The sequence below is a fragment of the Micromonospora sp. NPDC049559 genome (genome assembly GCF_040676675.1).
Taxonomy (GTDB): Bacteria; Actinomycetota; Actinomycetes; order Mycobacteriales; family Micromonosporaceae; genus JBFAPK01.
On record NZ_JBFAPK010000001.1, the window covers coordinates 347987 to 372051 of the forward strand.

General features: G+C 73.3%; 26 protein-coding genes. 15 read left to right on the forward strand and 11 right to left on the reverse strand.

Annotated elements, in window-relative coordinates; all coding sequences use genetic code 11:
* Positions 1-19 precede the first annotated feature (19 nt).
* The gene (locus AB0J86_RS01520) at positions 20-244 is read left to right on the forward strand and encodes a hypothetical protein (protein ID WP_363850750.1); all 225 of its coding nucleotides are present in this window, start codon (positions 20-22) and stop codon (positions 242-244) included.
* A 108-nt stretch (positions 245-352) separates the two neighbouring features.
* On the opposite strand, the gene AB0J86_RS01525 is transcribed toward AB0J86_RS01520, so the two are convergent.
* Together AB0J86_RS01525 and AB0J86_RS01530 are read right to left on the reverse strand one after the other, a co-directional pair.
* A complete protein-coding gene (locus tag AB0J86_RS01525; RefSeq protein ID WP_363851588.1) occupies positions 353-544 on the reverse strand; it encodes a DUF397 domain-containing protein in 192 nt (63 codons plus the stop codon).
* Complete coding sequence (locus AB0J86_RS01530; RefSeq protein ID WP_363850753.1) at positions 541-1290, reverse strand: DUF5753 domain-containing protein; 750 nt, start codon at positions 1288-1290, stop codon at positions 541-543. The genes AB0J86_RS01525 and AB0J86_RS01530 overlap by 4 nt, the downstream gene beginning before the upstream one ends.
* 205 nt (positions 1291-1495) lie before the next feature.
* Here AB0J86_RS01530 and AB0J86_RS01535 point away from each other — a divergent pair, with 205 nt between their 5' ends.
* Positions 1496-2740 (forward strand): helix-turn-helix transcriptional regulator, encoded by a 1245-nt coding sequence (locus AB0J86_RS01535; protein WP_363850756.1) that lies wholly within the window; start codon positions 1496-1498, stop codon positions 2738-2740.
* 51 nt (positions 2741-2791) lie between these two features.
* On the opposite strand, the gene AB0J86_RS01540 is transcribed toward AB0J86_RS01535, so the two are convergent.
* Positions 2792-3346 (reverse strand): helix-turn-helix domain-containing protein, encoded by a 555-nt coding sequence (locus AB0J86_RS01540; RefSeq protein ID WP_363850758.1) that lies wholly within the window; start codon positions 3344-3346, stop codon positions 2792-2794.
* A 78-nt stretch (positions 3347-3424) separates the two neighbouring features.
* Here AB0J86_RS01540 and AB0J86_RS01545 point away from each other — a divergent pair, with 78 nt between their 5' ends.
* A complete protein-coding gene (locus AB0J86_RS01545) occupies positions 3425-4279 on the forward strand; it encodes an alpha/beta hydrolase (protein ID WP_363850761.1) in 855 nt (284 codons plus the stop codon).
* A 43-nt stretch (positions 4280-4322) separates the two neighbouring features.
* Here the strand turns inward: AB0J86_RS01545 and AB0J86_RS01550 are convergent, their stop codons facing one another.
* Positions 4323-4772, reverse strand: a complete 450-nt coding sequence (locus tag AB0J86_RS01550; RefSeq protein WP_363850764.1) for a carboxymuconolactone decarboxylase family protein — start codon at positions 4770-4772, stop codon at positions 4323-4325.
* A gap of 83 nt (positions 4773-4855) precedes the next feature.
* Between AB0J86_RS01550 and AB0J86_RS01555 the strand changes: the two genes are divergently transcribed.
* Positions 4856-5731, forward strand: a complete 876-nt coding sequence (locus AB0J86_RS01555) for a sigma-70 family RNA polymerase sigma factor (protein ID WP_363850767.1) — start codon at positions 4856-4858, stop codon at positions 5729-5731.
* Between the two features lie 27 nt (positions 5732-5758).
* Here AB0J86_RS01555 and AB0J86_RS01560 read toward each other — a convergent pair whose 3' ends face one another.
* Complete coding sequence (locus AB0J86_RS01560) at positions 5759-6394, reverse strand: TetR/AcrR family transcriptional regulator (RefSeq protein WP_363850770.1); 636 nt, start codon at positions 6392-6394, stop codon at positions 5759-5761.
* Between the two features lie 71 nt (positions 6395-6465).
* Between AB0J86_RS01560 and AB0J86_RS01565 the strand changes: the two genes are divergently transcribed.
* From AB0J86_RS01565 to AB0J86_RS01575, 3 genes are all read left to right on the forward strand, one after another.
* On the forward strand, positions 6466-6918 hold the full coding sequence (locus AB0J86_RS01565) for an SCP2 sterol-binding domain-containing protein (RefSeq protein WP_363850772.1): 453 nt from the start codon (positions 6466-6468) through the stop codon (positions 6916-6918).
* A 2-nt stretch (positions 6919-6920) separates the two neighbouring features.
* Entirely contained in the window at positions 6921-8135 is a 1215-nt protein-coding gene (locus AB0J86_RS01570) for an acyl-CoA dehydrogenase family protein (RefSeq protein ID WP_363850775.1), read from the forward strand.
* 92 nt (positions 8136-8227) lie between these two features.
* A complete protein-coding gene (locus AB0J86_RS01575) occupies positions 8228-9832 on the forward strand; it encodes an AMP-binding protein (protein ID WP_363850778.1) in 1605 nt (534 codons plus the stop codon).
* A gap of 145 nt (positions 9833-9977) precedes the next feature.
* Here AB0J86_RS01575 and AB0J86_RS01580 read toward each other — a convergent pair whose 3' ends face one another.
* Positions 9978-10856 (reverse strand): endonuclease/exonuclease/phosphatase family protein, encoded by an 879-nt coding sequence (locus tag AB0J86_RS01580; RefSeq protein ID WP_363851591.1) that lies wholly within the window; start codon positions 10854-10856, stop codon positions 9978-9980.
* A 275-nt stretch (positions 10857-11131) separates the two neighbouring features.
* Here AB0J86_RS01580 and AB0J86_RS01585 point away from each other — a divergent pair, with 275 nt between their 5' ends.
* From AB0J86_RS01585 to AB0J86_RS01605, 5 genes are read left to right on the forward strand one after another with little or no spacing between them, the layout of a single operon-like run.
* A complete protein-coding gene (locus AB0J86_RS01585; RefSeq protein ID WP_363850781.1) occupies positions 11132-11578 on the forward strand; it encodes a YbaB/EbfC family nucleoid-associated protein in 447 nt (148 codons plus the stop codon).
* A complete protein-coding gene (locus tag AB0J86_RS01590) occupies positions 11578-11907 on the forward strand; it encodes a hypothetical protein (RefSeq protein WP_363850783.1) in 330 nt (109 codons plus the stop codon). Before AB0J86_RS01585 ends, AB0J86_RS01590 begins: the two co-directional genes overlap by 1 nt.
* Positions 11908-11911: 4 nt before the next feature.
* Positions 11912-12406: a hypothetical protein gene (locus AB0J86_RS01595; RefSeq protein ID WP_363850786.1), complete on the forward strand. Its 495-nt coding sequence runs from the start codon at positions 11912-11914 to the stop codon at positions 12404-12406.
* 3 nt (positions 12407-12409) lie between these two features.
* The gene (locus tag AB0J86_RS01600) at positions 12410-12916 is read left to right on the forward strand and encodes an EndoU domain-containing protein (RefSeq protein ID WP_363850788.1); all 507 of its coding nucleotides are present in this window, start codon (positions 12410-12412) and stop codon (positions 12914-12916) included.
* A gap of 40 nt (positions 12917-12956) precedes the next feature.
* Complete coding sequence (locus AB0J86_RS01605) at positions 12957-13358, forward strand: hypothetical protein (protein ID WP_363850790.1); 402 nt, start codon at positions 12957-12959, stop codon at positions 13356-13358.
* Between the two features lie 108 nt (positions 13359-13466).
* Here AB0J86_RS01605 and purD read toward each other — a convergent pair whose 3' ends face one another.
* Together purD and AB0J86_RS01615 are read right to left on the reverse strand one after the other, a co-directional pair.
* Positions 13467-14720, reverse strand: coding sequence for a phosphoribosylamine--glycine ligase (gene purD / locus AB0J86_RS01610; protein ID WP_363850792.1), 1254 nt, complete (start codon positions 14718-14720; stop codon positions 13467-13469).
* A gap of 133 nt (positions 14721-14853) precedes the next feature.
* Positions 14854-16140 (reverse strand): adenylosuccinate synthase, encoded by a 1287-nt coding sequence (locus AB0J86_RS01615; RefSeq protein ID WP_363850795.1) that lies wholly within the window; start codon positions 16138-16140, stop codon positions 14854-14856.
* A gap of 124 nt (positions 16141-16264) precedes the next feature.
* Between AB0J86_RS01615 and AB0J86_RS01620 the strand changes: the two genes are divergently transcribed.
* Complete coding sequence (locus AB0J86_RS01620; RefSeq protein WP_363850797.1) at positions 16265-17257, forward strand: hypothetical protein; 993 nt, start codon at positions 16265-16267, stop codon at positions 17255-17257.
* Positions 17258-17372: 115 nt separating this feature from the next.
* Here the strand turns inward: AB0J86_RS01620 and AB0J86_RS01625 are convergent, their stop codons facing one another.
* A complete protein-coding gene (locus AB0J86_RS01625; protein ID WP_363851666.1) occupies positions 17373-18956 on the reverse strand; it encodes a hypothetical protein in 1584 nt (527 codons plus the stop codon).
* On the opposite strand from AB0J86_RS01625, the gene AB0J86_RS01630 reads away from it, so the two are divergent.
* Positions 18847-20655: a chromosome partitioning protein gene (locus tag AB0J86_RS01630; protein ID WP_363850800.1), complete on the forward strand. Its 1809-nt coding sequence runs from the start codon at positions 18847-18849 to the stop codon at positions 20653-20655. The genes AB0J86_RS01625 and AB0J86_RS01630 overlap by 110 nt on opposite strands.
* A gap of 101 nt (positions 20656-20756) precedes the next feature.
* Here AB0J86_RS01630 and AB0J86_RS01635 read toward each other — a convergent pair whose 3' ends face one another.
* Positions 20757-21185 (reverse strand): DUF3151 domain-containing protein, encoded by a 429-nt coding sequence (locus AB0J86_RS01635; protein WP_363850803.1) that lies wholly within the window; start codon positions 21183-21185, stop codon positions 20757-20759.
* A gap of 278 nt (positions 21186-21463) precedes the next feature.
* Between AB0J86_RS01635 and AB0J86_RS01640 the strand changes: the two genes are divergently transcribed.
* Positions 21464-22837, forward strand: a complete 1374-nt coding sequence (locus AB0J86_RS01640) for a hypothetical protein (protein WP_363850806.1) — start codon at positions 21464-21466, stop codon at positions 22835-22837.
* Positions 22838-22973: 136 nt separating this feature from the next.
* On the opposite strand, the gene fbaA is transcribed toward AB0J86_RS01640, so the two are convergent.
* A complete protein-coding gene (gene fbaA, locus AB0J86_RS01645) occupies positions 22974-23999 on the reverse strand; it encodes a class II fructose-bisphosphate aldolase (RefSeq protein ID WP_363850808.1) in 1026 nt (341 codons plus the stop codon).
* Between the last annotated feature and the right edge of the window lie 66 nt (positions 24000-24065).

The window sequence follows — 24065 nt, forward strand, 5'->3', positions numbered from 1 at the left end:
GGAGGAATCCTGGTACCCGATGAAGACCTCATCGAAGGTGACCTTGTCGGGTGCGGCCGTGGTACTACTACTGCTGGTTGGCGCCATCACGGCCTTTGTGATCTTCGCTAACAGCTTTGCGACCGACCCGATCGAGGGATGGCTGGACGACCCGCCTACCCCAAGTCCGGCACAGACGGCCGCGGTCGAGCCTGGCGCGCCGGCCACGGCGAAGCCGACCAGCGGGATGACCCAACATCCCTGAGGACCGCTCGGAATCTATCGAGGGCGTTGCTCAACAACGACAGTCAGGCCCGACGAGCATGGCTCGATTAGCGAGGTGTTCTGATTCGAGCATGTCCGGCGGACCAGCTCAAACGGGCCTGGCTGTCTTAACCAGATCGACAAAGGCCCGCCAGGCGGTGGGGGCGAAGGTGAGGGTGCCGCCGTCGCGGTCCTTGCTGTCGCGTACGAGGACGCGGCCGGGGAGGTTGTCGGCGACCTCGACGCAGTTGCCGCCGTTGGAGCTGCTGCGGGTGCTCGTGCGCCAGCGGGCGCCGGTCACTTCATCCATGTTCGCGCCTTCAGGAGGTCTCTCGACATGTCGCGCGGAAGCGCCACCGACCTCAGAGTGTCCCAGACCCGCCAGAGGGCGGCAACGTCGTCGGTGACTCGGCCGGCCGCCTGGTCGTCCAGGTAGCCGACGTCGCCCTCGCCGTCGAGGGTGGCGATGACGAACGGCCCGGCCTGCCCGGCGTGCAGGCCGGCGGTGAGCGGCAGCACGTGCACCATGACGAGCGGGCGGAGCGACATCTCGATGAGGTGGTCGAGCTGCGGGTGCATGATCTCCGGCGCGCCACGCCGCAGCGCCGCCTCGTCGATGAGGAAGACCGCGAGCGGCGGGTCGTCGCGGTCCAGGACGGCCCGCTGCCGGTCGAGTCGCGCCTCGACGTGTCCCTCGACCTCCGCGCCGGCCAGCGGCCCGCTGCTCAGCACCGCGCGGGCGTACGCCTCGGTCTGGAGCAGCCCCGGCAGGACGCTGGACTCGAACGACCGCAGCGACGACGCGGCCTGTTCGATCTGGGCCCACGGGCGGAACCACTCCACGTCCCGCCGCCGGACCGCCTCCGGCCAGAGGTCTCCGATCTGCTGACCGAGCAGCTCCGCCACCGCCGCCCGGTGCCTCGGCTGCGGAACGCGCCCAGGCGAAAGCCACCGCCCCGCCGTCTTCGGATCAACCCCCACCTTGGCCGCCAGCGACTCGCAGGTCTCGCCCGCTGCCGCCATCGCCACTCGCAGCGCCTCTTGCATGGTTACCTCCACACCGGACGATCGGGACGTCCCAAAAGTTATATCGACGTCGTGTGACAATCCGGCGACACACGGCAATCTCGGCTGAGCGGAACCGCTCGGATCTGTCGGCACCGGAAAAGACGGGCGGAACCGTACGGGTGCCGCCCCGGGTTGAAGGGGTCTCGGGGCGGCACCCATCCACGGACCAGCCGAGGGGGAGCCGATGTCGGAGAGCGCTGCCAGCGAGGGGTCCGGGTCGTCCGTGGGGCGGCGGGTGGCGTACTGGCGGGTGCGGCGGGGCATGACCCAACAGATGCTCGGCGACCGGGTCGGCCGGTCGAAGAGCTGGGTGGAGAAGGTCGAGCGGGGCGTGCGGCGCCTCGACCGGGTCTCGGTGCTGCACGAGATCGCCCGGGTGCTGGAGATCCCGGTCGAGCAGCTGCTCGCCCCGGCCGCGCCCGAACAGGCGGCGGACCAGGGGGAGGTGGAGGACATCCGGGCCGCGCTGGCCCGGTACACCTGGTCGGAAGACCCCGACGACGCGGACGCCGTGCCGGCCGACCTGGGCGAGTTGCGCGGCGCCGTCGACCACGCGTGGCTGAGCTTCCAGCACGGCGGCTACGACACACTCACCCGGAGCCTGCCGCAGCTGCTGCGCCGGGCGCAGCACGCCGACACACACCACCGGCACGACGACGACCACGCGGCGCGGGCCGCGCACCTGCTGGCCCAGTCGTATCAGATCGCCTCCTCGACGCTACGCAAGACCGGGCAACCCGAGCTGGCCTGGTTCGCCGCCGACCGGGCCCGCGCGGTCGCGGTCCGCGCCGGCGATCCGCTGCTCGCCGGTACCGCCGACAGTCGCGCCGGCAACGCCCTGCTCACCCTCGGCCGCCCCCGCCCAGCCCTCGAAACGCAGCTCGTCGCCGTCAACCGGCTCGCCCCCGGCGACGCCCGCACCGCCACCGGCCAACAGCTCTCCGTGTACGGATCGCTGCTGCTCCAGGCCGCGATGGCCGCCGCGCACCTCGCCGATGATGCCGGGGTGCGGGACCTGATCGGCGAGGCCGCACGGGTCGTGCGCGACCTGCACCCGGCCGCCAACCACTACTGGACCAGCTTCAACGCCACCAACCTCAGCCTGCACCGGATCGCCGCCGACGTGGAGTTAGGCGAGCACCGCCGGGCCGCCGACGCCCACGACCGGCTCGACGGCCACGCCTTCCGGGGGCTGGCGCCGGAACGCCGCGCCCAACACCTGCTCGACGTCGCCCGCGCCTACTGCCACCTCGGGCGGGCACGCGAGGCGGTACCACTGCTGCTGGAGGCCGAACGGCTGGCCCCTGCCGAGATCCGCCACCGCCCCGCCGCCCACGCCGTACTACGCGACCTCACCCGCCGCATCCCGGGCCGCATCCCCGGACCCGTCACCGACCTCGCCCGCCGCAGCGGAATCCACCCCGGCTGACCGGCGGCCGGGTCACGCGGCCGAGTTTGGAGATCGGCTTTCCCCGGCAGGTCAGAGCCCGAGGAACCGCCGCAGCACCCGGCGCGATGCCGGCAGCCGGTGGCCGGCGTCGAACTCCCGTACCGAGATCTCCCGCGTCATCGCGCCCAGCAGCCGCGCCGCCTCCTCGGCGTCCTCCCAGCCCATGGCCTGCAGGTCGGCCACGCCCGCCGCCGCGAGCCGCTCGCGCCGCGCCTCCATCGAGCCCTGGGCGGCCGGGTCCGAGCGGGCATCCAGCGACAGCGCCTTGACGCCCCGGTTCGCGAGCGAGACGTCGAGGTAAGCCTCGCTACCTCGAAAAAGTCGCTCGGCGCCGGGCGGCAGTCCGGCGATCGCCGCGCCGACGGCGGCCTCGACCCGGGCGTGGAAGCGGGCGTGCATGGCGTCGACGAAGGCCGCGCGGTCCTTGAAGTGGACGTAGAAGGTTCCCTTGGCGACCCCGGCCCGGGCGACCACCATGTTGACGCTGACGCCGGCCAGGCCGTGCTCCTCCGCCAGCGCCGCGCCCGCGTCGAGCAGCGCCTCGCGGGTCTGTTGCGCGCTGGTCGCCCTGGTTCCCTCTGCCATCGCCCGGAGTATAGGCCCGCCGAAATCGGAGAACGGGCGAACTGACCGACCGGTCGGTCATCGTGCTAGGTTGAGCGCATGACCACACTGTCGACATCCGCGGGGACGGTCGGGTACGACTCCCGGGGCAGCGGCGACCCGATCGTCCTGCTGCCCAGCGGCGGGCACGACCTGCACGACTACGACGAGATCCGCGAGCTGCTCCCCGACGGGCTGCGCAGCATCGGCGTGGACTGGCCGGGCCACGGCCGGTCTCCGGCCGGGACGGCGCCCTCGACCGAACTGCGGCTGACCCGGATCGTCGAGGAGCTGCTCGACTCGCTCACCCCCGACGGCGCCGTACTGGCCGGCAACTCGGTCGGCGGCAACGTCGCCGCCCGGCTGGCGATCAGACGGCCCGACCTGGTCAGGGGACTGATGATCATCGACGGCGGCGGCTTCGAGGACACCACGCTCACGGGCCGTGCGTTCTGCGCGCTGATGAGCCGCCCCTGGTTCGTCCGCCTGGTCTATCCCCTCTTCTCCCAGGCGTACCTGCGCCCGCGCAGCACGGCCGACCGTCGGGCGCGAGCCGCCGCCATCGCGATCACGCGCACCACGCCGGGAGTGACGGCGGTCACCGAGATCTGGCACAGCTTCCGCCTTCCCGAGCACGACCTCCGGGCCGAGGCCGGGCGGATCACCGCCCCGACCGTGCTGGTCTGGGGGCGGCACGACCCCGTCCTTCCGCTCCGCGCCGCCGAGACGGCCAGGGACCTGATCCCCGGATCGAGGCTCGTGGTCGTCGACAGCGGCCACCTTCCGCACACCACCGACCCGGCCGCCGTCGCCGCCGAACTCACCGCCCTCGCGAGCGTCGCGTTCCAGGGCGGGGGCGGGACCGACCACGCCCCGCGCCTCCCGTCGGCCAGCGGCGGGGACGCCATCCCTTGAAGTCGAGAAGGCGCGGCCTCCCGGGGATGACGCCCCCGCCGGCTCACCAGGTCTTGCCGGCCTGCTCGCGGACCGCGCGGTTGATCCGGTTGAAGAAGTTGGTCAGCGCGATCTCCAGAATGATGGCGCTCAGCTGACCCTCGCCGAAGTGCTCCGCGGCGGCGTCCCAGATCTCGTCGGTCACGCCGGGCGCGCCGTCCTGGATCCGGGTGGCGGCCTCGGCCAGGGCGAGGGCCGCCCGCTCCTGCTCGGTGTAGAAGGGCGTGTCGCGCCAGGCGACCAGGTTGTGCAGCCGCTCGGCCGTCTCACCCTCCTTCTGCGCCGACTGGACCGAGGAGAAGACGCACGGGCTGCAGCCGTTGATCTGGCTGGCACGCAGATGGATCAGTGACAGCAGGCGCTTGTCGACGCCCCCGGCGTGAATCGCCTTGTACAGGTGCTGGACCGCCGTGATCACGTCGGGGTTCGCCGGGCCGGTCATGCGTGGTTCCATCAGTACTGCTCCTTCATCGGTTACCTGAGCCCCCTGGGGCCCGTCATCACGCATGACGGAGCAGAGCCGAGGAAGGTAACAACATGTCCGACACCAGCCCGGTGGGCCCGATGGTCGAGGCGTTCGAGGCCCAGCGTGACCGCCTGCGCGCGGTCGCCTACCGCATGCTCGGGTCGCACGCCGACGCCGAGGACGTGGTCCAGGAGGCATGGCTGCGCCTCTCCCGCCAGGACGGGGCGACCATCGACAACCTCGCCGGCTGGCTGACCACGGTGGTCGGCCGGATCAGCCTCGACGTCCTGCGGTCGCGCCGGGCCCGCCCGGAGGCGCCCTACGACGACCGCATGTCCGAACTCGTGGTGACGCTCGACGACGGTCCCGTTCCCGAGGACGACGCGGTGCTCGCCGACTCGGTCGGGCTCGCGCTGCTCGTCGTCCTGGACTCGCTCGGGCCGAGCGAGCGGCTGGCATTCGTGCTGCACGACCTGTTCGCGGTGCCGTTCGACGAGATCGGCCAGATCCTCGGCAAGTCCAGTGCCGCCACCAAGATGCTCGCCAGCCGCGCCCGCAGGAAGGTGCAGGCGGTCGAACGGCCGTCCGCCGCCGGACGGGAGCAGCGGGAGGTGGTCGGGGCCTTCCTGGCGGCGGCCCGCCACGGCGACTTCGAGGCGTTGCTGCGGGTGCTCGACCCCGAGGTGAAACTGACCGTCGACACCCCGTCGGGCGTGGTCGTCACCCTCGGCGCCACCCGGGTCGCGGCCGGCGCGCGCCTGTCCAGCACCGGGGTTCACGGGCGCGCGGCGCTCGTCAACGGCCTCCCCGGGGTCATCGCCTGGCGCGAGGACGGCACTCCGCTCTCGGTCGTCGCGTTCACCGTCGTCGACGGCCGGATCACCGAGATCGCGGTCGTGGTCGACCCGGCCAAGCTCGCGCTGATGAACCTGCCCGAGCCGGCCTGAGTCCCTACCGAACGGGTCGCGGCCGGGTCAGGAACCGGGGCGCCAGACCGATCCGGAGAGCAGTTGCGCGCCGCCGAGCCACGCGACGTTCATGAGGCGGGTCGCGGTGCGGTCCGGGTCGGCGTCCGGGTGGTCGGCGAGCCAGTCGGCCAGCGACTCGGCCGCGCCGACGAGGGCGTACGCCATCGTCTCCAGCTCGTCGGCGCGTACCTCGGGGTGCTCCGCCCGTACCGCGCGGGCGAGCATGCCCGCGACCACCTCGACCATGCGGGCCCGCATGGCGGTCACCTCGGCGGCGAAGGGGCGCTCGCCGCGGGCCTGGCGGTAGAGCACGGCCCACCCGTCGCGGTGCGCGCCGACGAAGCCGAAGAACGCCCGTAGCCCGGCCCAGAGCCGCTCGTCCGCGGGCTGGGCGGGGTCGACCGCGCCGGCGATGGTCTCCAGCAGCCGGGTGCCCTCGCGGTGCAGGCAGGCGATGAAGAGCTCCTCCTTGGTGCCGAGGTACGCGTAGACCATGGGTTTGGAGATCCCCGCGTCCTCGGCGATCTCGTCCATGCTGGCGGCGTGGAAGCCGCGCCGGGAGAAGACCCGTACGGCCGCGTCGAGCATCTGCTGTTCGCGTACGGCGCGCGGGAGCCGCTTGAAGGTGGGGGTGCTCGGCACCTTGCGAGCATACCTACTCGTGCGTAAGGTTACGCAGGAGTAACTAGACTTTGCCCGGAAGGTATGACTTCATGACTGACTTCGATCCGGCCACCTTCTCGTCGGTCGATCCCAAGCAGTTCGCCCAGATCGTCAAGTCCACTCCGGACGACAAGATCGCTCAGGTGATGGCGACCGACGTGCGGGGCAAGGTCCTCGGCGAGGTCTTCAACCGGATGCCGTCGCTGTTCCGGGCCGACCGCGCCGGCTCGACGAACGCCGTCATCCACTGGAACATCACCGGCCGCCCCGACGGCGGCACCGACACCTACGAGGTGATCATCGAGAACGGCACCTGCCGGGTCTCCGAGACCCCGGAGCAGGACCCGAAGCTCTCGCTCACCATGGGCCCGGTCGAGTTCCTCAAGGTGGTCTCGGGCGGCGCCAACCCCGTGATGATGTTCATGACCGGCAAGCTCAAGGCAAAGGGTGACCTGGGGCTGGCCGCCAACATCGCCAACCTCTTCGACATCCCCAAGGCCTGACCATGGTCGAGTTCTCGCTAGACCTGAACGAGGAACAGCGGGACCTGCGGGACTGGGTGCACGGCTTCGCCGACGGGGTCGTGCGCCCGGCCGCCGCCGAGTGGGACGCCCGGGAGGAGACGCCCTGGCCGGTGATCCAGGAGGCGGCCAAGGTCGGACTCTACGGCTTCGAGTTCCTCGCGAACTGCTGGGCGGACCCGACCGGGCTCTCCCTGCCGATCGCCAACGAGGAGCTCTTCTGGGGCGACGCGGGGATCGGACTGGCCATCTTCGGCACCTCGCTGGCCGTGGCCGCGATCTACGGCAGTGGCACCCCGGACCAGCTCGTCGAGTGGGTTCCGCAGTGCTTCGGCACGGTGGACGAACCGGCCGTCGCCGCGTTCTGCACCACCGAGCCCGAGGCCGGCTCCGACGTGAGCGCCATGCGCACCCGGGCCCGCTACGACGAGGCCACCGACGAGTGGGTGCTGAGCGGCCAGAAGGCGTACGCCACCAACGGCGGGATCGCCGCCGTGCACGTGGTCACCGCGTCGGTCGACCCGGCGCTCGGCTCGCGCGGACAGGCCGCCTTCGTGGTACCGCCCGGCACGGCGGGACTCGACGCCACCCGCAAGCTCAAGAAGCTGGGGCTGCGCGCGTCGCACACGGCCGACGTCTTCCTCGACGACGTACGCGTGCCGGGGCGGTGCCTGCTCGGTGGCCGCGAGGCCCTGCTGGAGCGGCTCGACCGGGCCCGCTCCGGACAGCGGGCGGCCGGCCAGGCGGCGATGCGTACCTTCGAACTGTCCCGCCCCACCGTCGGCGCCCAGGCGATCGGGGTCGCCCGCGCCGCGTACGAGTACGCGCTGGCGTACGCGAAGGAGCGCGTCCAGTTCGGACGGCCGATCATCGAGAACCAGGCGGTCGCGTTCGCGCTCGCCGACATGAAGATGGAGATCGACGCCGCCCGACTGCTGGTCTGGCGGGCCGCCTGGATGGGCCGGAACAACCGGCCGTTCGAGGCGGGCGAGGGCTCGATGTCCAAGCTGAAGGCCGGCGAGGTCGCCGTGTCGGTGACCGAGAAGGCGGTACAGCTGCTCGGCGGGGCCGGCTTCCTGCGCGAGCACCCGGTCGAGCGCTGGTACCGGGACGCGAAGATCTACACGATCTTCGAGGGGACCTCCGAGATCCAGCGCCTGGTCATCTCCCGTGCCATCTCCGGGATGCAGATCCGCTGACCCGCCGGCAGACTCGTGTGGAAGGGCCTCTTCCCGCACAAAACGCGACAGCGGAGGGGCCCTTCCTGAACCACTGAGGAGGTGGCCCAGCGATGGCCCTGCCGTTCGTCGTCGCCACGATGACCCGCCGGGGAATGCTCACCCCGGGCTCCCCGGTCCGGATCGCGGCCCAGCTCAACGCCCTGCGCAAGTGGGGACTCAGCCTCGCCGGCGAGCTGCGCCAGGCCGCCGCCCGCGACCCCGACCGGACCGCGCTGGTCGACGCGGGCCAGGGTGAACTCACCTACCGCGAGCTGCTGCACCGCTGCGAGCGGCTGGCGGTGGCGCTGCACGGCGCGTACGGCATCGCGGCCGGGGACCGGATCGGGGTGCTCTGCCGCAACCACAGCGGCCTGGTCGAGTCGGCGGTCGCCGGCACCATGCTCGGCGCCGACACGGTGCTGGTCAACACCGGCCTGAGCGCCGCGCAGCTCGCCGTCGTCGCCGAGGAGCAGGGGCTGCGGCTGCTCATCCACGACGTCGAGTTCGCCGAGCGGGTCGTCACGGTGCCGGCGGCGGTGCCCCGGGTGGACGAACGGCAGCTGGCGCGGCTCATCGAGGAGGCGCCCCCGGACGAGCTGCGCCCGCCCGCGCGGGACGGGCGCACCATCGTGCTGACCTCGGGCACCACCGGCACCCCGAAGGGCGCGCAGCGGCGTACGCCCGGCGGGTTCGGGCCGTTGGTCTCCATCATCGACCGCATCCCGCTGCACGCGCGCGACCGCGTGATGATCGCCGCCCCGGTCTTCCACACCTGGGGGTACGCCGCTCTCCAGGTCGCCTTCGCCATGCGCGACACCGTCGTGCTCCAGCGCCGGTTCGAGCCCGCCGAGGCGCTGCGGATCATCGCCGAGCAGCGGTGCGTCGCGCTCTTCGCGGTACCGGTGATGCTGCAACGGCTGCTGGAGGTACCGGCGCCGCCGGAGCCGCTGCCGTTGCGGATCGCCGCGGTCAGCGGGTCCGCGCTCCCCGGCGGGCTGGCGACCCGGTTCATGGACCGCTTCGGCGACATCGTCTACAACCTGTACGGCTCGACCGAGGTCTCCTGGGCCTCCATCGCCACCCCGGCCGACCTGCGCCACGCCCCGGCCAGCGCCGGCCGCCCGCCGTACGGGACCCGCGTGGCGATCCTCGACCGGCAGGGCGAGCCGGTGCCGGCCGGGCACGTCGGGCGCATCTTCGTCGGCAACGAGATGCTCTTCGAGGGCTACACCTCCGGCAACGGCGGCGAGAGCCGGGACGGGCTGCTGGGCACCGGCGACCTCGGCCACGTCGACGCCGACGGGCTGCTCTTCGTGGACGGCCGCGAGGACGACATGATCATTTCCGGTGGCGAGAACGTCTTCCCGTCCGAGGTGGAGGACCTGCTCGCCGGACTGCCCCAGGTACGCGAGGTCGCCGTGATCGGCGTACCAGACCCGGAGTTCGGTCAGCGGCTCGCCGCGTTCCTGGTGCTGCACGACGGCGAGGCGCTCGACCCGGAGGCGGTACGCGAGTACGTCCGCCACTACCGGGCCCGGTTCTCGGTGCCGCGCGACGTCACGTTCCTGCCGTACCTGCCGCGCAACGCCACCGGCAAGGTGCTCGCCCGGGAGCTGCGGCGCTGGTCGGAGGCGGGCCGGCTCGGCGGCGAGCGGTGGGACGGACCGAACCCGTAGGGGCCGCGATCCGGGTAGGACCGGGGCTGCGGCCCGGATGCCGGTACGGCCGGCGACCGACAGGCTGTCAGCGGGGGACGGGCCGGGCGCGACCGGTACGCCCGGCGCAGCATCGGGGGAGCTGGGCCGGGCGTACCGGTGCCGGTCAGGCGGTGACCGAGACGGTGACCGTGCCGATCAGGATGCGGTGGTCCGAGCAGGGGCCGCCGCAGCTGGTGGCGATGCTGAGCGAGTCCCCGTCGTACGCCCCGGCGAGCCGGTCCTCCCGTACGAAGATCAGGTCGATCTTCTTGCCCTGCCCGCAGAGCCCCTCGGTGTTGCCGTCGGCGACCGTCGTCTCGCCGTAGCCGACGCAGCGCGAATCGGTGTCGTCCAGCTCCCGGTACGCGCCGGTGTTGCCGGAGTTGTTGGCCACGTCGAGGCTCGGCGCGTACCACGGGTTCAACCGCCCGTAGTGCGGCTGGGCGTTGAAGTCGCCCGCGATGATCACGGTGTCGCCGGCGGCGTGGAACGCCTCCACCCGGGCCAGCACCTCGCCGAGCTGGGTCTCGTTGATTTTCTCACCGTTGATCACATCGTTCGACGGGGTGATGTGCGTGGTGCAGAACCGCAGGTGCGGCCGCGCCTCCAGCGGGGCGCAGAGCAGCTTGCGCCGCTCGGAGCTGCCGTCCTCGGCGAGCGCGTACCGGTTCGCCGCGCCCAGCGGCGCACGACTGAAGATGGCCAGCCCGAACGGCTCACCGCCGCACGCGGTGTCGTTGTGCGGCTCGAACCGGGAGAAGTTCTCCACGTCCTGCGGCCAGCCCGAACCGCGCAGGTTCGACTGCACCGCCTTGTACTGGCTCCAGCACAGCTCGTTCAGCGCCGCGAAGTCCGAGTCCCGGTTACGGATCGAGTTGGCCAACGCCGTGATCAGACCGTCCGTGGTGGAGCCCCGGTGCATCTTCCAGCCGGCGACGTTCCAGGTCCACGCGTCGTACGTGGCGGTCACGGCCGCCGCCGGCGCCGCTACCGCACCGCCGATCGGCGCCGCGACGGCCGGTACGGCGACGGCGGCCGACGCCGTGAGACCGACCGTCAGCACTGCGAACACCCTGCCGAGTCGCATAAAATTCTCACTTCCTCCCCAGTGGAGCCGCGCTCGGGCGGCTCGTCCGTCCGTCACCGGCGGACCCGTCCGGCGCGCGCCGGAGCTACGTCGGGCTGGCGCGCGCCGCCTAAGATCAATTGCATCCACCCCGGAGGGTGCGCGAGAAGGCTCGACCGCTCGAACACCCGCTCGCACGCCAAGGACTATCGATGACCAAGCCCGTCGATTCAAGCGGTACCGGCCCGGCCGGGATCGATTCCACCGGCATCGAGCGCATGCTCGCCGACGCGACCTCGGCGCTGGAGAGGTTCCAGGCGAGCGGCGCCGACGCCGAGCCCGTCGAGGGCACCGGCGAGGCGGCCGACGGCATGATCCGGGTCCGGGCGGCCGCACCCGGCCAGCTGACCAGCCTCACCCTCGATCCCCGGGTGCTGCGGCTGGACTCCGAGACGCTCGCCGAAGAGCTGCTCTCGGCCGTGAACGCGGCCCTCGCGGACCTGCGCTCGCAGGCCGGCGGTGGCGGCGGTCTGGCGGACTTCAGCGGGCTGAACGAGCGGCTCAAGGAGATCCAGGAGAACGCGAGCCGGCAGCTCAACGCCTTCGCCAGCGCGCTCGTCGACGCGCAGCAGCGCATGGCGGGCCAGGGCGGCAAGTGATGGGTGACCTCTCGGTCGACCCGGACCGCCTGGACGAGTCGGGCCGCGCGCTCGAACAGGTGGCCGCCCGCCTCGGTGACGCGCTCCAGGCGTTCCAGGCCGAGTTGCAGGGCTTCGGCCGCCCGTGGGGGTCCGACGACATCGGCTCGCTGATCGGGGTGGCGCACGACGAGGTCTCCTCGTACGCCTTCGAGTGCTACCAAAGCGTCCTCGACGAGATCGCCTCGGCCGGGGAGGACGTCTCCGGCATGGCCACGCTGCACCGGGTGAACGAGGCCGAGATCCACCGCCGGTTCACCTCCATGCACGACTCGCTGGGCCGGGGCTGATCCGGTGGGACTGCAGTTGCCGGGCGAGTTGCGGTCGCTGCTCGACCTCCTCGGTTACTCGTGGCCCGAGGCCGACGAGGAGAAGCTGCTGGAGATGGGGCAGGCGTGGATCCGGTTCTCCGGCACCCTCTCCGGCATCGTCGACGAGGCCAACGGGAGCGCCGCGGCCGTCTGGTCCGGGCAGCAGGGCCGCGACATCCAGGCGTTCCAGCAGTGGTGGTCAAACCAGGAGAGCCCGATCGCGAACCTGGGCGACGGGGTCACGGCCGCCCTGCTCACCGGTACCGGGCTGATCATCTGCGGGGTGATCGTACTGGCGCTCAAGATCTCGGTGATCGTGCAACTGGTGATCCTGGCCATTCAGATCGCCCAGGCGGTCGCCACGGCGGTGGCCACCTTCGGCGCCTCGCTCGCCGAGATCCCGATCTTCCAGCAGCTCGCCCGGACCATCATCAACAACCTCTTCCAAGAGGTCGTCTGGCAACTGATCGACGGGTAGCGGATGGCGCAGCGGCACAGCCAGCGGAAGGCGACGGGAAAGCTCCTCCGGGCCGCCCTGCGGTACCTGCGCAAGCAGGACGCGCGGGTGGCGAAGCGGGCCCGGCCGGACCGGATGACGCCGGAGCGGTTGCGACACATGATGGAGGGCGAGAACCGCAAGGGCTACCACTACCGCCCCGGCGGGTCGGACTTCCCGGACCGCAGGATCACGCAGGTGGTACGCCGCAACCCGACCACCAAGGTCTACGAGGCGAAGGTCGAGTTCTACAAGGACCCGCCCGGACAGTGGGTACCCAAGGTCGGTCAGGGCCGCAGCACGTTCTTCCCGGACCACTGGACCCCGAAGCAGGTCGACGACGCGGTCACCGACGCCTTCAACCACGCCGGCGCGAACAACACCAGGTTCCCGGACGGCACCTGGACGGGCACGTCGAAGGAGGGCGTACCGATCATGGGATATTACGATTTGGCGACCGGCGCGCTGAAGCACGGCTTCCCGTACCTGTAGCAGCCCATTCCCACCCGCGGCAGCCAAGGAGACGTTGGCGTTGAGTTCCATCAGCTTCTACACGGACGAGAACGGCTTCCCGCGGTACCGGACCGAGGACGACCGGTACGTCCCGCTCGGCGTGTGGTTCGTGATGGAGCTGCGCAACTCGCCGTACCAGTGCCTGGACCTGCTCGCCATCGTCGACGACGTGGTCAGCGGCCGGGCCGAGGCGACGGAGTGGGAGGGCGAGGCCTTCGAGGTACGGGTGACCAGGGCCGGCGCCACCGCGCGCAACACCATCCTCGAAGACCAGCGGGGACAGTACTCCCTGGCGGAACTCCAGCGGGCGGCCGAGGACTACTGGCGCTACGTCTCCGACCGGCCCGAGACCGCCGCCGACATCGCGGACTGGGAGAAGACCTGGCAGCGCAGCCACCCGTACCGGGGGCGGCTGTTCTGAGCCGTCCGCCGGACGGTGAGTCGCCGGCCTCGTTCCGGCGCGGCGGGTGAGCCGGCGTCGTGTCTCCGTCCCGGTGCGGCGGGTGAGCCGGGGGCGTTCCCGCGCGGCTCAGCGGTCGGGCAGCTCCACCCGGCCCTCGACCGCGGCCAGCGCGATGTCCCGGCGGTGGTGCGAGCCGTTCAGGGTCACCCGGTCGACCAGCGCGTAGGCGGCCTCCCGAGCGGCGGCCAGGTCCGGGCCGGTCGCCGTCGCGCAGAGCACCCGACCACCGGCCGAGATCAGGGCGCCGTCCTCGGCGCGGCGCGCGGTGCCGGCGTGCACGATCCCCGGGGCGTCGGCGCCGTCGATCACGTCACCGGTGCGCGGGCTGGCCGGGTAGCCGGCCGAGGCGACCACCACGGTCACGGCCGCGCCCGGCCGCCAGCGCAGCGGCGGGTGCGCGGCGAGCGTACCGGTCGCGGCGGCGTGCAGGAGGCCGCCGAGCGGCGAGTCCAGCAGCGCGAGTACGACCTGCGTCTCCGGGTCCCCGAACCGGGCGTTGAACTCGATCACCTTGGGCCCGTCGGCGGTGAGCGCCAGGCCGACGTAGAGCAGCCCGGCGAAGGGCGTGCCCCGGCGGCGCAGCTCGGTCAGGGTCGGCCGGACGACGCGGTCGAGCACGTCGTCGACCAGGTCCGGCGGGGCCCACGGCAGCGGCGCGTACGCGCCCATGCCGCCGGTGTTCGGGCCGGTGTCGCCGTCCCCGGCGCGCTTGAAGTCCTGAGCCGGGAGCAGCGGAAACGCGGTCTCGCCGTCGGTCACCACGAAGAGCGAGACCTCGGGGCCGGCCAGGTACTCCTCGACCACGACCCGGCCGCAGCGCTCGGCGTGCGCGAGGGCGGCGGCCCGGTCGGCGGTGACGACCACGCCCTTCCCCGCGGCGAGCCCGTCGTCCTTGACCACGTACGGGGCGCCGAACTCGTCCAGCGCCCGCTCGATCTCGTCCCGCCCGGCGCAGGCGTACGCCCTGGCGGTCGGTACGCCGGCCGCGGTCATGATCTCCTTGGCGAACGCCTTGGAGCCCTCCAGCCGGGCGGCGGCGGCCGAGGGGCCGAAGACGGGGATGCCCTTGGCGCGTACCGCGTCGGCGACGCCGGCCACCAGCGGCGCCTCGGGGCCGATCACCACCAGGTCGGCCTCGGTCTCCACGGCGAGCGCGGCGACGGCGGCCGGGTCGGTGGCGTCGACCTGGCGCAGCTGGGCGACCTCGGCGATGCCGGGGTTGCCGGGGGCGGCGACGAGCTGATCGACCGAGGGGTCAGCGGCGAGTCCGAGCGCGAGCGCATGTTCCCGCCCGCCGCCACCGATGAGAAGTACGCGCACGAGGCCCGATCGTACGCGACCGCCCCCGCCCCTCTCGTCGATCATGGAGTTGTGGCGCCGACAAAAGCCGCCACTCGGGGCATACCGCCGACCACAAGTCCATGATCGACGAGGATGGCGGCGGGCGGGGCCGTCAGATGAGCGGGTGCCGGACCACGTTCTCGTCCCGGCCCGGACCGACGCCGACCACGGAGACCCGGGTGCCGCAGAGCTCCTCGATCCGGGCCAGGTACCGGCGGGCGTTCTCCGGCAGCTCGGCCTCGGTACGCGCCTTGGAGATGTCCTCCCACCAGCCGTCCAGCTCCTCGTAGACCGGCACGGCGTGGTGGAACGCGGTCTGCGTCATCGGCATGTCGTCGAAGCGCTCGCCCTCGATCTCGTACCCGACGCAGATCGGCACCTTCTCGAGCCCGGTCAGCACGTCGAGCTTGGTGATCACCAGGTCGGTGATGCCGTTGAGGCGGCACGCGTAGCGGGCCACCACCGCGTCGAACCAGCCGGTACGGCGCTCCCGCCCGGTCGTGGTGCCGTACTCGACGCCGACCTTGCGCAGGTGCTCGCCCTGGGCGTCGAAGAGCTCGGTCGGGAACGGTCCGGAGCCGACCCGCGTCGTGTACGCCTTGCTCACCCCGATCACCCGGGTGATGGCCGTCGGCGGGATGCCGGCGCCGACGCAGGCCCCGCCCGCGGTCGGGTTGGACGAGGTCACGAACGGGTAGGTGCCGTGGTCCATGTCGAGCATGGTCGCCTGGGCGCCCTCCAGCAGCACCGTCTCGCCCCGGTCCAGCGCGTCCCAGAGCATGGCCCGCGTCTCCGCGATGTACGGCCGCAGCCGCTCCGCGTACTCCAGGTACTCCTCGGTCACCGCGTCCAGGTCCAGCGCCTTGCGGTTGTAGACCTTGAACAGGATCTGGTTCTTCTCCCGGAGCACCAGCTCCAGCTTCTTGCGCAGGATGCCCGGGTCGAGCAGGTCCTGGAGCCGGATGCCCATCCGGGCGACCTTGTCGCCGTACGCCGGGCCGATACCCCGCCCGGTCGTACCGATCCGGGACGAGCCCAGGTAGCGCTCGACGACCCGGTCCAGCGCGCGGTGGTGCGGCATGATCAGGTGGGCGTCGCCGGAAATCCGCAGCCGGGAGACGTCGACGCCGCGCTCGGCCAGTCCGTCGATCTCGGCCAGCAGCACCTTGGGGTCGACCACCACCCCGTTCCCGATGATGATCATCGCGTTCGGCGACAGCGCCCCGGACGGCATCAGGTGCAGCGCGTACTTCTGCCCGTCCGGGGTGATGACGGTGTGGCCGGCGTTGTTGCCGCCCGAGTAGCGGACGACGTAATCGACCTCCCCGCCGAGCAGGTCGGTAACCTTGCCCTTGCCCTCGTCGCCCCACTGAGCCCCGATGAGCACGATCGCTGGCATCTTTCCCCGCCTCCAAGGGCTCGGGTGCCAGGTGGCGACCGCGCGGCGAGCCCGAGGTGTCAGGCTAACAAGAAGTGACGACCGGCCCGCACAGGCCGTGGTGGAAGGCAGGAGGCCTCCTCCCGTGTACGACGTGGTACTGCTCACCCTCGGCTCCGGGCGCGACGAAGCGCCGGGCTGCGGCGGCGGGGACGCCTGCTGCGGATCCGCCCCCGAGGACGGCCGCGGCTGCGGCGACACCCCTCGCGTACCGGTCCTGACCTGTGCGGACGCGCTCACGGCGCGCGGCGCCCGGGTCGAGACGGTGACCGCCCATTCCGACGCGGAGATCGACAAGGTACTGAGCAGACTCGATGGACCCGCGCGCGCCGACGGGTTGGACTGGCCGGAGGCCGACGGGAAGACCCGGCTCGTGGTCGCTACAGCCAGTGACGGCCAGTTACGCGCCGTGCTGCGCCGGCTGGTCCGCCGGTACGCCCCGCCGCCGAGCCGCCGCCCGGCCGAACTCGCCGCGAACCGCACCATGCCGGATCTTCCGCCCATCGGGCTGCTCCCCCTGGACCCCGCCCGTACGGCCGGCGCCGGATCGCCGAGCGACCTGGCCGGTCAGCTCGGGCTGCCCCGCGACCCGGTCGAGGTGGCCGAGGCCGTGCTCGACGACCGCGTCCGCCGGCTCGACCTGCTCCGCAACGACGGCGGCTCGGTCACCCTGGACGGGGCCCTGCTCGGCGGGGCCGACGAGAACGACCGCCCGCTCGCCTGGCGCGGCCGGGTGGAGGTGGACGACGCCGTCCTCTCCACCGGCGACGACCCGCTGATGGCCTGCGTGGTCGGCAATGCCGGCGGCTACGCCGCGCTGTCCGGGCTCGCCCTGCTCAGCGCCCCGGACCCCGCCGACGGGCTGATCGACGTCGCGGTGGCCGTACCCGTGGTCACCCGATCCGGGTTGGGCAGGAGGCGGGTACGCCTCGAGGTACGGCGGGCCCGGGGCCGCGCCGTCTCGGTGACCCCCCGCGACAGCGGGCTGCCCTATCTGGACGACGGGGTCGCGGGCGAGCTGAGCCGGAAGCGGTCCTGGTGGATCGAGCCGGGCGCATGGGCGGTCTTCACCCGCTGAGGCGCGGTACCGACGCTCAGTGGACCTCCGTGCCCGGCCGGTGCTGCCGCACCGGCATATCCTCGGGGGGCGGGGAAAGGGGGAGGTAAGCCGTGGACGACTATGCGGACCGGGTCTACGTACCGGGCCAGGGGCCGGCGGTGCCACAACGGGACGTCGAGCCGTTCTGGCCGCCGGAGGAGATCACCCCCGAACCTCGGGGCGATACCACCGGCGCGCCGCTCGGTGCGCCGCCGCCGGTACCCATGCCGCCGGGCGCGGTCCCGCCGGGCGCTGCCGTTCCGCCGGGCGCTGCCGTTCCGGGCGCGGTTCCGCCGGGCGCTGCCGTTCCACCGGGCACTGCCGTTCCGGGTGCCGTCGCACCTCCGCCGCCGGCGCCCCCGATGAACCCGCCGCCGCTGCCGCCCGCGGTGCTGGCGGCCATGCCCTCCGCGCCGCACGCCACCCCGCCGCCCGGACCGAACCCGCCGTCGGTGCACCCGCCGGCCGGGTCCCCCACGTCGTCGCGGCCCCCGGGCCTGCCGGCCCAGGCCGCCCTCTCCGGTCCGGCGTCGCCCGCGCAGGAGATGCCCACCCGCGCCTGGCCGATGCTGGGCAGCAACAACGGCGCCGGCGGTCCGATCGCCCGGCCGCCGGTCGCGGCCCCGCCGAGCACCCCCGCCGGGGACACCCCGGCACCCGGTGCTCCCGCCGCACCCGGCGCTCCGGCTGCTTCCGGTGCTCCCGCCGCGTCCGGCACCGCCACCCCGCCGGTACGCGCCGCCGGAGTCGCCCGGCCGGCCAGCGCCGCGCCGGACGCGCCCAGACCCGCCGCGCGGGCGGCCGTACCGCCCGCTCCGCCCGTCGGCCCGGGCGAACACTCGACCGCCAACCCGTCGGCCGGGTCGGAGTCCGCCGGATCGGGCTCGACGGTGCCGCCCGCACGGGCCGCCGGATCCGGCGCGACCGGAGCGGAGCCACGGTCGGAAACCGCGCCGCGGCCCGGTACGGGACCGGCGTCGGCGAGCCCGGGCGGCCCGACGAGCCCGGGCGGCCCGACGAGCCCGGGCGGCCCGACGAGCCCGGGCGGCCCGACGAGCCCGGGCGGCCCGACGAGCCCGGGCGGCCCGACGATCGCCGCCTCGCAGCGGGTACCGGCCGGACCGCGCAGCCCCGTACCGCCGGCCGCCGCCGTCGACCTCGACCAGCCCTTCACGCTGGACCCGCCGATCTCGGCCGCGCCCGCCCCCGTCCCGCCGACCGCGCCACCACCACCGCTGACCTCGGCACCGCCCACCCCGGCATCGGCGCCCCCGGCATCGGTGACTTCCGCGCCGCCGGTCCCCGGTTCCGGGCCCGGCCGTGGCTCCGGCTCCGACACACCCGCGCCCACCGGCACTCCGAGGAGCCCGGCCGGCAGCGCGACGCCCGCGCCCGCCGGGCCGGCCGCCACGCCGGCCGATCCCTCGACCGCCGGCGCGTCGGCGAATTCCTCGACCGCCAACCCGCCGACCACTCCCGCGCCGGGCAACCCGTCGGCGGCCAACGCGCCGGGTAATACCTCAATCGCCAACGCGCCGGGGGACACCTCGACCGCCGGCGCCGGCCCGGTGGCGGCCGACGGCGGTCCGGGGCGGCTTCCCCAGGCGCCCGCCTCGCCCTGGGCACAGCCGCCACAGCGGCCGCCCGTCCCGCCGACCAACGCCTCGGGTCGCGCCACGCCGCCGCAGCCGCCCGGGCCGCCGTCGGCTGCGGCACAGCCCTGGCCGGCCGCGCCCGGTACGGCGGCGCCCGAGCCGGAGGGCTCCGGGTGGCCCGGTACGGCCGGCTACCCGCCGAACGCGGAGTCGAACGGCCCACCGCAGCCCGGCGCCCCGGGGTATCCCGGGCAGCCTGGCACCCCGGGGTATCCCGGGCAGTCCGCCGCTCCCGCCCAGCCGGGCGGCGACTACCCGGGGCAGCCCGGCGGCCCGACCGGACCCGGCCCGGCGGGGCAGCCGGGCGGTCCGCCGGGCCCGCCCGCTCCGGCGGGCTATCCGCCCGCGCCCGGGTACCCGCCGGCCACGCCGGGCTATCCGGCCGCCCCCGGCTACCCGGCGACCGCCGCCGGCTGGCCCCCGCCACCCGGTGCGGGTCCGTACCCGCCGGCACCGCCACCGGTCGGTCCGGGAACGCCGCCCGGGATGCCTCCGGCGGCGCCCGGTACGCCCGCCGGCCCGCCGCAGAACACGCCACCGGCTCCGCCGTTCCGGCCGGACGGCTCGGCTCCGGGCGTACCGTCGTGGCCGGGTCAGGCCGCGCCGCCGTGGCCGCAGGCGGCACCCGTACCGCCGGCTCAGCCGGGCGCGCCGGGCGACCCGCTCCCCGAGGTCTTTCCGGGCGTGGCCCAGGTGCCGCAGCAGCCGTACGCCGAGTCCGGCGGGGTCGCCCGGGTGCCGGCGCAACCGGCCACGGGCTTCCCGGAACCGATCTGGACGCCGGACGGTTCGGCTCCGACGGCCGAGGAGTTCGCCCGCCGCCGCGCCGCCCGCCCCGCTGACCCGGTCGCCACGATGGGCGTACGCGCGGCGGTCAACAAGACGACCATGGGTCTCGTCCGGCTCGCCCCCGGCCGGCACGAACAGGAGATCAAGCAGGACGTCGAGATGGTCCGCCGCAACTTCGGCGGGCTGCGCCAGGTCACCGTGGTGAACCCGAAGGGCGGTGCCGGCAAGACCGTCGCGATCCTGCTGCTGGCGATGACCTTCGGCCAGAAGCGCGGCGGGTACGTGCTGGCCTGGGACAACAACGAGACGCAGGGCACCCTCGGCATGCGGGCCCAGCAGGACTTCCACTCCCGTACCGTGCGGGACCTGCTGCGCGACCTGGGACAGTTCCAGGGCGCGCACGGCCGGGTGGGGGACCTGTCGCAGTACGTCCGCTCGCAGGGCGAGGGGATGTTCGACGTGCTCGCCTCGGACGAGTCGGCCACCGGCGGCGAGATGCTCACCGCCGGCGCCTTCGCGGAGATCCGCGAGGTGGTGAGTCGGTTCTACAAACTGATCTTCGTGGACACCGGGAACAACGTCCGGGCGCAGAACTGGCAGGCCGCGATCGACGCGACGGACCAGCTGCTGGTCACCATGTCCGCACGGAACGACTCCGCGGAGACCGCGGCGCGGATGCTGGACCACCTGGAGCAGAGCGGGCGGCAGCGGCTGGTCCGGCAGGCGGTGACGGTGGTGTCGATGCCACCGTCGCGCAAGGAGATCGACCTACCGGCGATCCAGCGGCACTTCGCGGCCCGGACCAGGGCGGTGCTGCTGGCGCCGTACGAGCGCCTGATCGACACCGGCGAGCCGATCCGGTACGGGCACCTCAGCTCGGCGACCCGGGACGCCTGGCTCAAGATCGCCGCAGCGGTGGCCGAAGGGCTCTGAGACCGCCGGGCCCCGAGCGGGTCTGGCCACCACCCGTCCGCGGTCGACCGCCGATCGCGGACGGGTGGGAGGCAGGGTACGGGCGGCGGGGCGCGGCGGGGTCAGCTGCTGGCGAGCGCGTCGCCGGCCGCCGGGTCGCAGTCGCGGAGGAACTGGGCGCACCGGGCCGCCTCGTCCGACTCGCCGATCTCCCCGGCGGCCCGGGAGAGCACGTACAGGCAGCGCAGGAAGCCCTGGTTCGGCACATGACCCCAGGGCACCGGCCCGTGGCCCTTCCAGCCATTGCGCCGCAGCTGGTCGAGGCCCCGGTGGTAGCCGGTACGGGCGTAGGCGTACGCGGGCACGACCTGGTCCGCCGCGAGCGCCCGCGCGGCCAGTGCCGCCCAGGCCGCGCTGAACGTCGGGAAACGCGCCGCGACCGAGGCGTACGCCTCGTCTGTCTCCGCCGCGGTCGCTTCGGCCAGGGCGGCCTCCGCCTCCTCGTCACCGGGCAGGAGCGTGGCCGGCGGTTCGGGCAACAGGTTCTGCATCGGACCATTCAACCTGGCCGCGACGCTCCGTGGCGAGTGGGGGCGGATCTCGGGATGGCTGAACGGCCGAGGTGTTCGTCACGCTTGCGGCGGGTGCGGACCGTGCCGGACTCGACTACAAATAGAGGTCCGGAGCCTCCCCAGGACCCGGTAACGAGAGCCCGGCGAGTCTCCTCGCCGGGCTCTCCCCTTTCGCCGGCCCTGATACCGCGCCCGGAACGGGTGATCCGCCCCCACCCCCACCCACCCCACGCGGGCAAGATCGAGGGCAGGGGAAAATGTCGGGCGTGCCGACCCCACCGCCGATCGACGTCCTCGAACCCTCGTCCGACTCCTCGCCCCGGGAGGTCGAGTCCCGGGCCGAGCTGGAGCTGCACCTCGCCACCGGCAGCCTCGCCGGGCTGACCGTGCAGGGGCTCCGGCTGGACGTCGAACCGATCCCGGACGTGCTCTCCGCCGACCTGACCGGAACCCTCTTCGTCGGGTGCCGGTTCGCCTCCCGGGAGGTCGAGGCGGAACTCGTCCGGCGCGGAGCGTACGTGGTGCCGCCCTTCGCCACGGTGCCGTACGCGACCCAGCCGCCGTACCTCTACACGCCCGAGGACCTGGCCGCCGGTTTCGCGACCGAGGGCTTCGCGGGGATGTACGACAACGTGATCTACCAGCACTTCCGCGCGACCGGCGGGGCGCTCCCCGAGGTACGGGAGGCGCTCGCGCAGCGGTTGCACGACCACGGGATCGACAACGCGCTCGCCGACGCGACCCGTACCTGGCTGAAGGCGCACGGGCCGGAGTCGGTGGTGGGGGTGATGGGCGGGCACGCGGTACCGCGCGGCGCCTCGGCGTACCGGATGGCGGCCCGGCTCGGCCGGGAGCTGGCCCGGGCGGACCGGCTGGTGGTGACCGGCGGCGGCCCCGGCGTGATGGAGGCGGCCAACCTCGGCGCGTACCTGGCCAATCGGGCGCCCGACGAGTTGGAGACCGCGATCGACCTGCTCGCCGCCGCGCCGGACTTCACCGACCACGACCGGTACACCTCCGTCGCCCTGGCGGTACGGGAGCGCTTCGCGCCGGCGCCCGCACCGTCGGCCGCCCCCGCACCGTCGGCCACGCCGGCACCGTCGGCCGCGATCCCGGCGGCGCGGGTGCCGGCGGCGCGCGTACCGGTGGAGGCGGCACCCGGCTTCCCGGCGGCGGTCTCCCCCGCCGCCTCTCCGGCAGCCTCACCGGCGCGGCCGGTCGCGGGCGGCCCGCCGCTGAACTGGGCCCGGCTCGGCGGCCTCGCCATCCCCACCTGGCTGTACGGGCACGAGCCGGCGAACCTCTTCGCCGGACAGATCGCGAAGTACTTCTCGAACGCGATCCGCGAGGACACGATCCTGCGGTTGGCCCGGGGCGGCATCGTCTTCGCCCCCGGCCGGGCCGGCACCGTGCAGGAGGTCTTCCAGGCGGCCACGATGGCGTTCTACGCCACGGAGGGCCCGTCCGGCCCGTTCGTCTTCCTGGACACCGCCTTCTGGGGCAGCCTGCCCGTGGCGACGCTGCTCCGGTCGCTGCTCGCCGGCTCACCCCACGGCGACCTCTCGGACCTGGTACTCGTGACGGACTCGGTCGACGAGGCCGTCGCCCGGCTGGTCGGCCCGACCGGCTGAGCCGTTCGACCGGGGCGCGGGCGGGACGGAACGCGGAAGGCCGGCCTCCCCGGTCGGGGAGGCCGGCCTTGCGTCCCGGCGCCGGCCGGGTACGTCGTCGAGCCCGCCGCCGGGCTCGTTCAATGGGCCAGGATCGTCACTTGGCCATCGTGGTGCCGGTGGAGCGCAGGTGCTCACACGCCTCGACGACGCGCTGGGCGAGGCCGGCCTCGGCCTGCTTGCCCCAGACGCGCGGGTCGTACATCTTCTTGTTGCCCACCTCGCCGTCGACCTTCAGTACGCCGTCGTAGTTGCGGAACATGTGGTCCGCGACGGGCCGGCTGAACGCGTACTGGGTGTCGGTGTCGATGTTCATCTTCACCACGCCGTAGTCGAGCGCCTCCCGGATCTCGGAGAGCAGCGAGCCGGAGCCGCCGTGGAAGACCAGGCTGAGCGGCTTCTCCTTGCCGTACTTGGCACCGACCGCGTCCTGGATCTCCTTGAGGATCTCCGGACGGAGCTTCACGTTGCCGGGCTTGTAGACGCCGTGCACGTTGCCGAAGGTCAGCGCGGCCATGTAGCGGCCCTTCTCGCCGAGGCCCAGCGCCTCGACCATCTGAAGCCCGTCGGAGACGGTGGTGTAGAGCTTGTCGTCGATGGCGCCCTCGACGCCGTCCTCCTCGCCGCCGACGACGCCGACCTCGATCTCCAGTACGACGTGCGCGAGCGCCGCGTCGTCGAGCAGCCCGGAGGCGATCTCCAGGTTCTCGGCGACCGGTACGGCCGAGCCGTCCCACATGTGCGACTGGTACAGCGGCTCCTCGCCCCGGGCGACGCGCTCCTTGGACATCTCCATGAGCGGCCGGACGAAGCCGTCGAGCTTGTTCTTCGGGCAGTGGTCGGTGTGCAGGGCGATGTTGACCGGGTACTTCTTGGCCACCTCGCGGGCGAACGCGGCGAACGCCACCGCACCGGTGACCATGTCCTTGATCGTCGGGCCGGAGAGGTACTCGGCACCACCGGTCGAGACCTGGATGATGCCGTCGCTCTCGGCGTCGGCGAAGCCCCGCAGGGCGGCGTTGAGGGTCTGCGAGGACGTCACGTTGATCGCCGGGTACGCGTACCGGCCGGCCTTGGCGCGGTCCAGCATCTCCGCGTAGACCTCGGGGGAAGCGATGGGCATGTCGAACGCTCCTTCTTACTAACCGCTCTCGGCCGCTCAACGGCCGCTGTCTCACGTGGGTGCGCC

Excerpts from the sequence above, each read along its gene's own strand:
- AB0J86_RS01520 (WP_363850750.1), top strand. The coding sequence starts at position 20 with ATGAAGACCTCATCGAAGGTGACCTTGTCGGGTGCGGCCGTGGTACTA.
- AB0J86_RS01530 (WP_363850753.1), bottom strand. The coding sequence starts at position 1,290 with ATGCAAGAGGCGCTGCGAGTGGCGATGGCGGCAGCGGGCGAGACCTGC.
- AB0J86_RS01535 (WP_363850756.1), top strand. The coding sequence starts at position 1,496 with ATGTCGGAGAGCGCTGCCAGCGAGGGGTCCGGGTCGTCCGTGGGGCGG.
- AB0J86_RS01540 (WP_363850758.1), bottom strand. The coding sequence starts at position 3,346 with ATGGCAGAGGGAACCAGGGCGACCAGCGCGCAACAGACCCGCGAGGCG.
- AB0J86_RS01545 (WP_363850761.1), top strand. The coding sequence starts at position 3,425 with ATGACCACACTGTCGACATCCGCGGGGACGGTCGGGTACGACTCCCGG.
- AB0J86_RS01550 (WP_363850764.1), bottom strand. The coding sequence starts at position 4,772 with ATGGAACCACGCATGACCGGCCCGGCGAACCCCGACGTGATCACGGCG.
- AB0J86_RS01555 (WP_363850767.1), top strand. The coding sequence starts at position 4,856 with ATGTCCGACACCAGCCCGGTGGGCCCGATGGTCGAGGCGTTCGAGGCC.
- AB0J86_RS01565 (WP_363850772.1), top strand. The coding sequence starts at position 6,466 with ATGACTGACTTCGATCCGGCCACCTTCTCGTCGGTCGATCCCAAGCAG.
- AB0J86_RS01570 (WP_363850775.1), top strand. The coding sequence starts at position 6,921 with ATGGTCGAGTTCTCGCTAGACCTGAACGAGGAACAGCGGGACCTGCGG.
- AB0J86_RS01575 (WP_363850778.1), top strand. The coding sequence starts at position 8,228 with ATGGCCCTGCCGTTCGTCGTCGCCACGATGACCCGCCGGGGAATGCTC.
- AB0J86_RS01585 (WP_363850781.1), top strand. The coding sequence starts at position 11,132 with ATGACCAAGCCCGTCGATTCAAGCGGTACCGGCCCGGCCGGGATCGAT.
- AB0J86_RS01590 (WP_363850783.1), top strand. The coding sequence starts at position 11,578 with ATGGGTGACCTCTCGGTCGACCCGGACCGCCTGGACGAGTCGGGCCGC.
- AB0J86_RS01600 (WP_363850788.1), top strand. The coding sequence starts at position 12,410 with ATGGCGCAGCGGCACAGCCAGCGGAAGGCGACGGGAAAGCTCCTCCGG.
- AB0J86_RS01615 (WP_363850795.1), bottom strand. The coding sequence starts at position 16,140 with ATGCCAGCGATCGTGCTCATCGGGGCTCAGTGGGGCGACGAGGGCAAG.
- AB0J86_RS01635 (WP_363850803.1), bottom strand. The coding sequence starts at position 21,185 with ATGCAGAACCTGTTGCCCGAACCGCCGGCCACGCTCCTGCCCGGTGAC.
- AB0J86_RS01640 (WP_363850806.1), top strand. The coding sequence starts at position 21,464 with ATGTCGGGCGTGCCGACCCCACCGCCGATCGACGTCCTCGAACCCTCG.
- fbaA (WP_363850808.1), bottom strand. The coding sequence starts at position 23,999 with ATGCCCATCGCTTCCCCCGAGGTCTACGCGGAGATGCTGGACCGCGCC.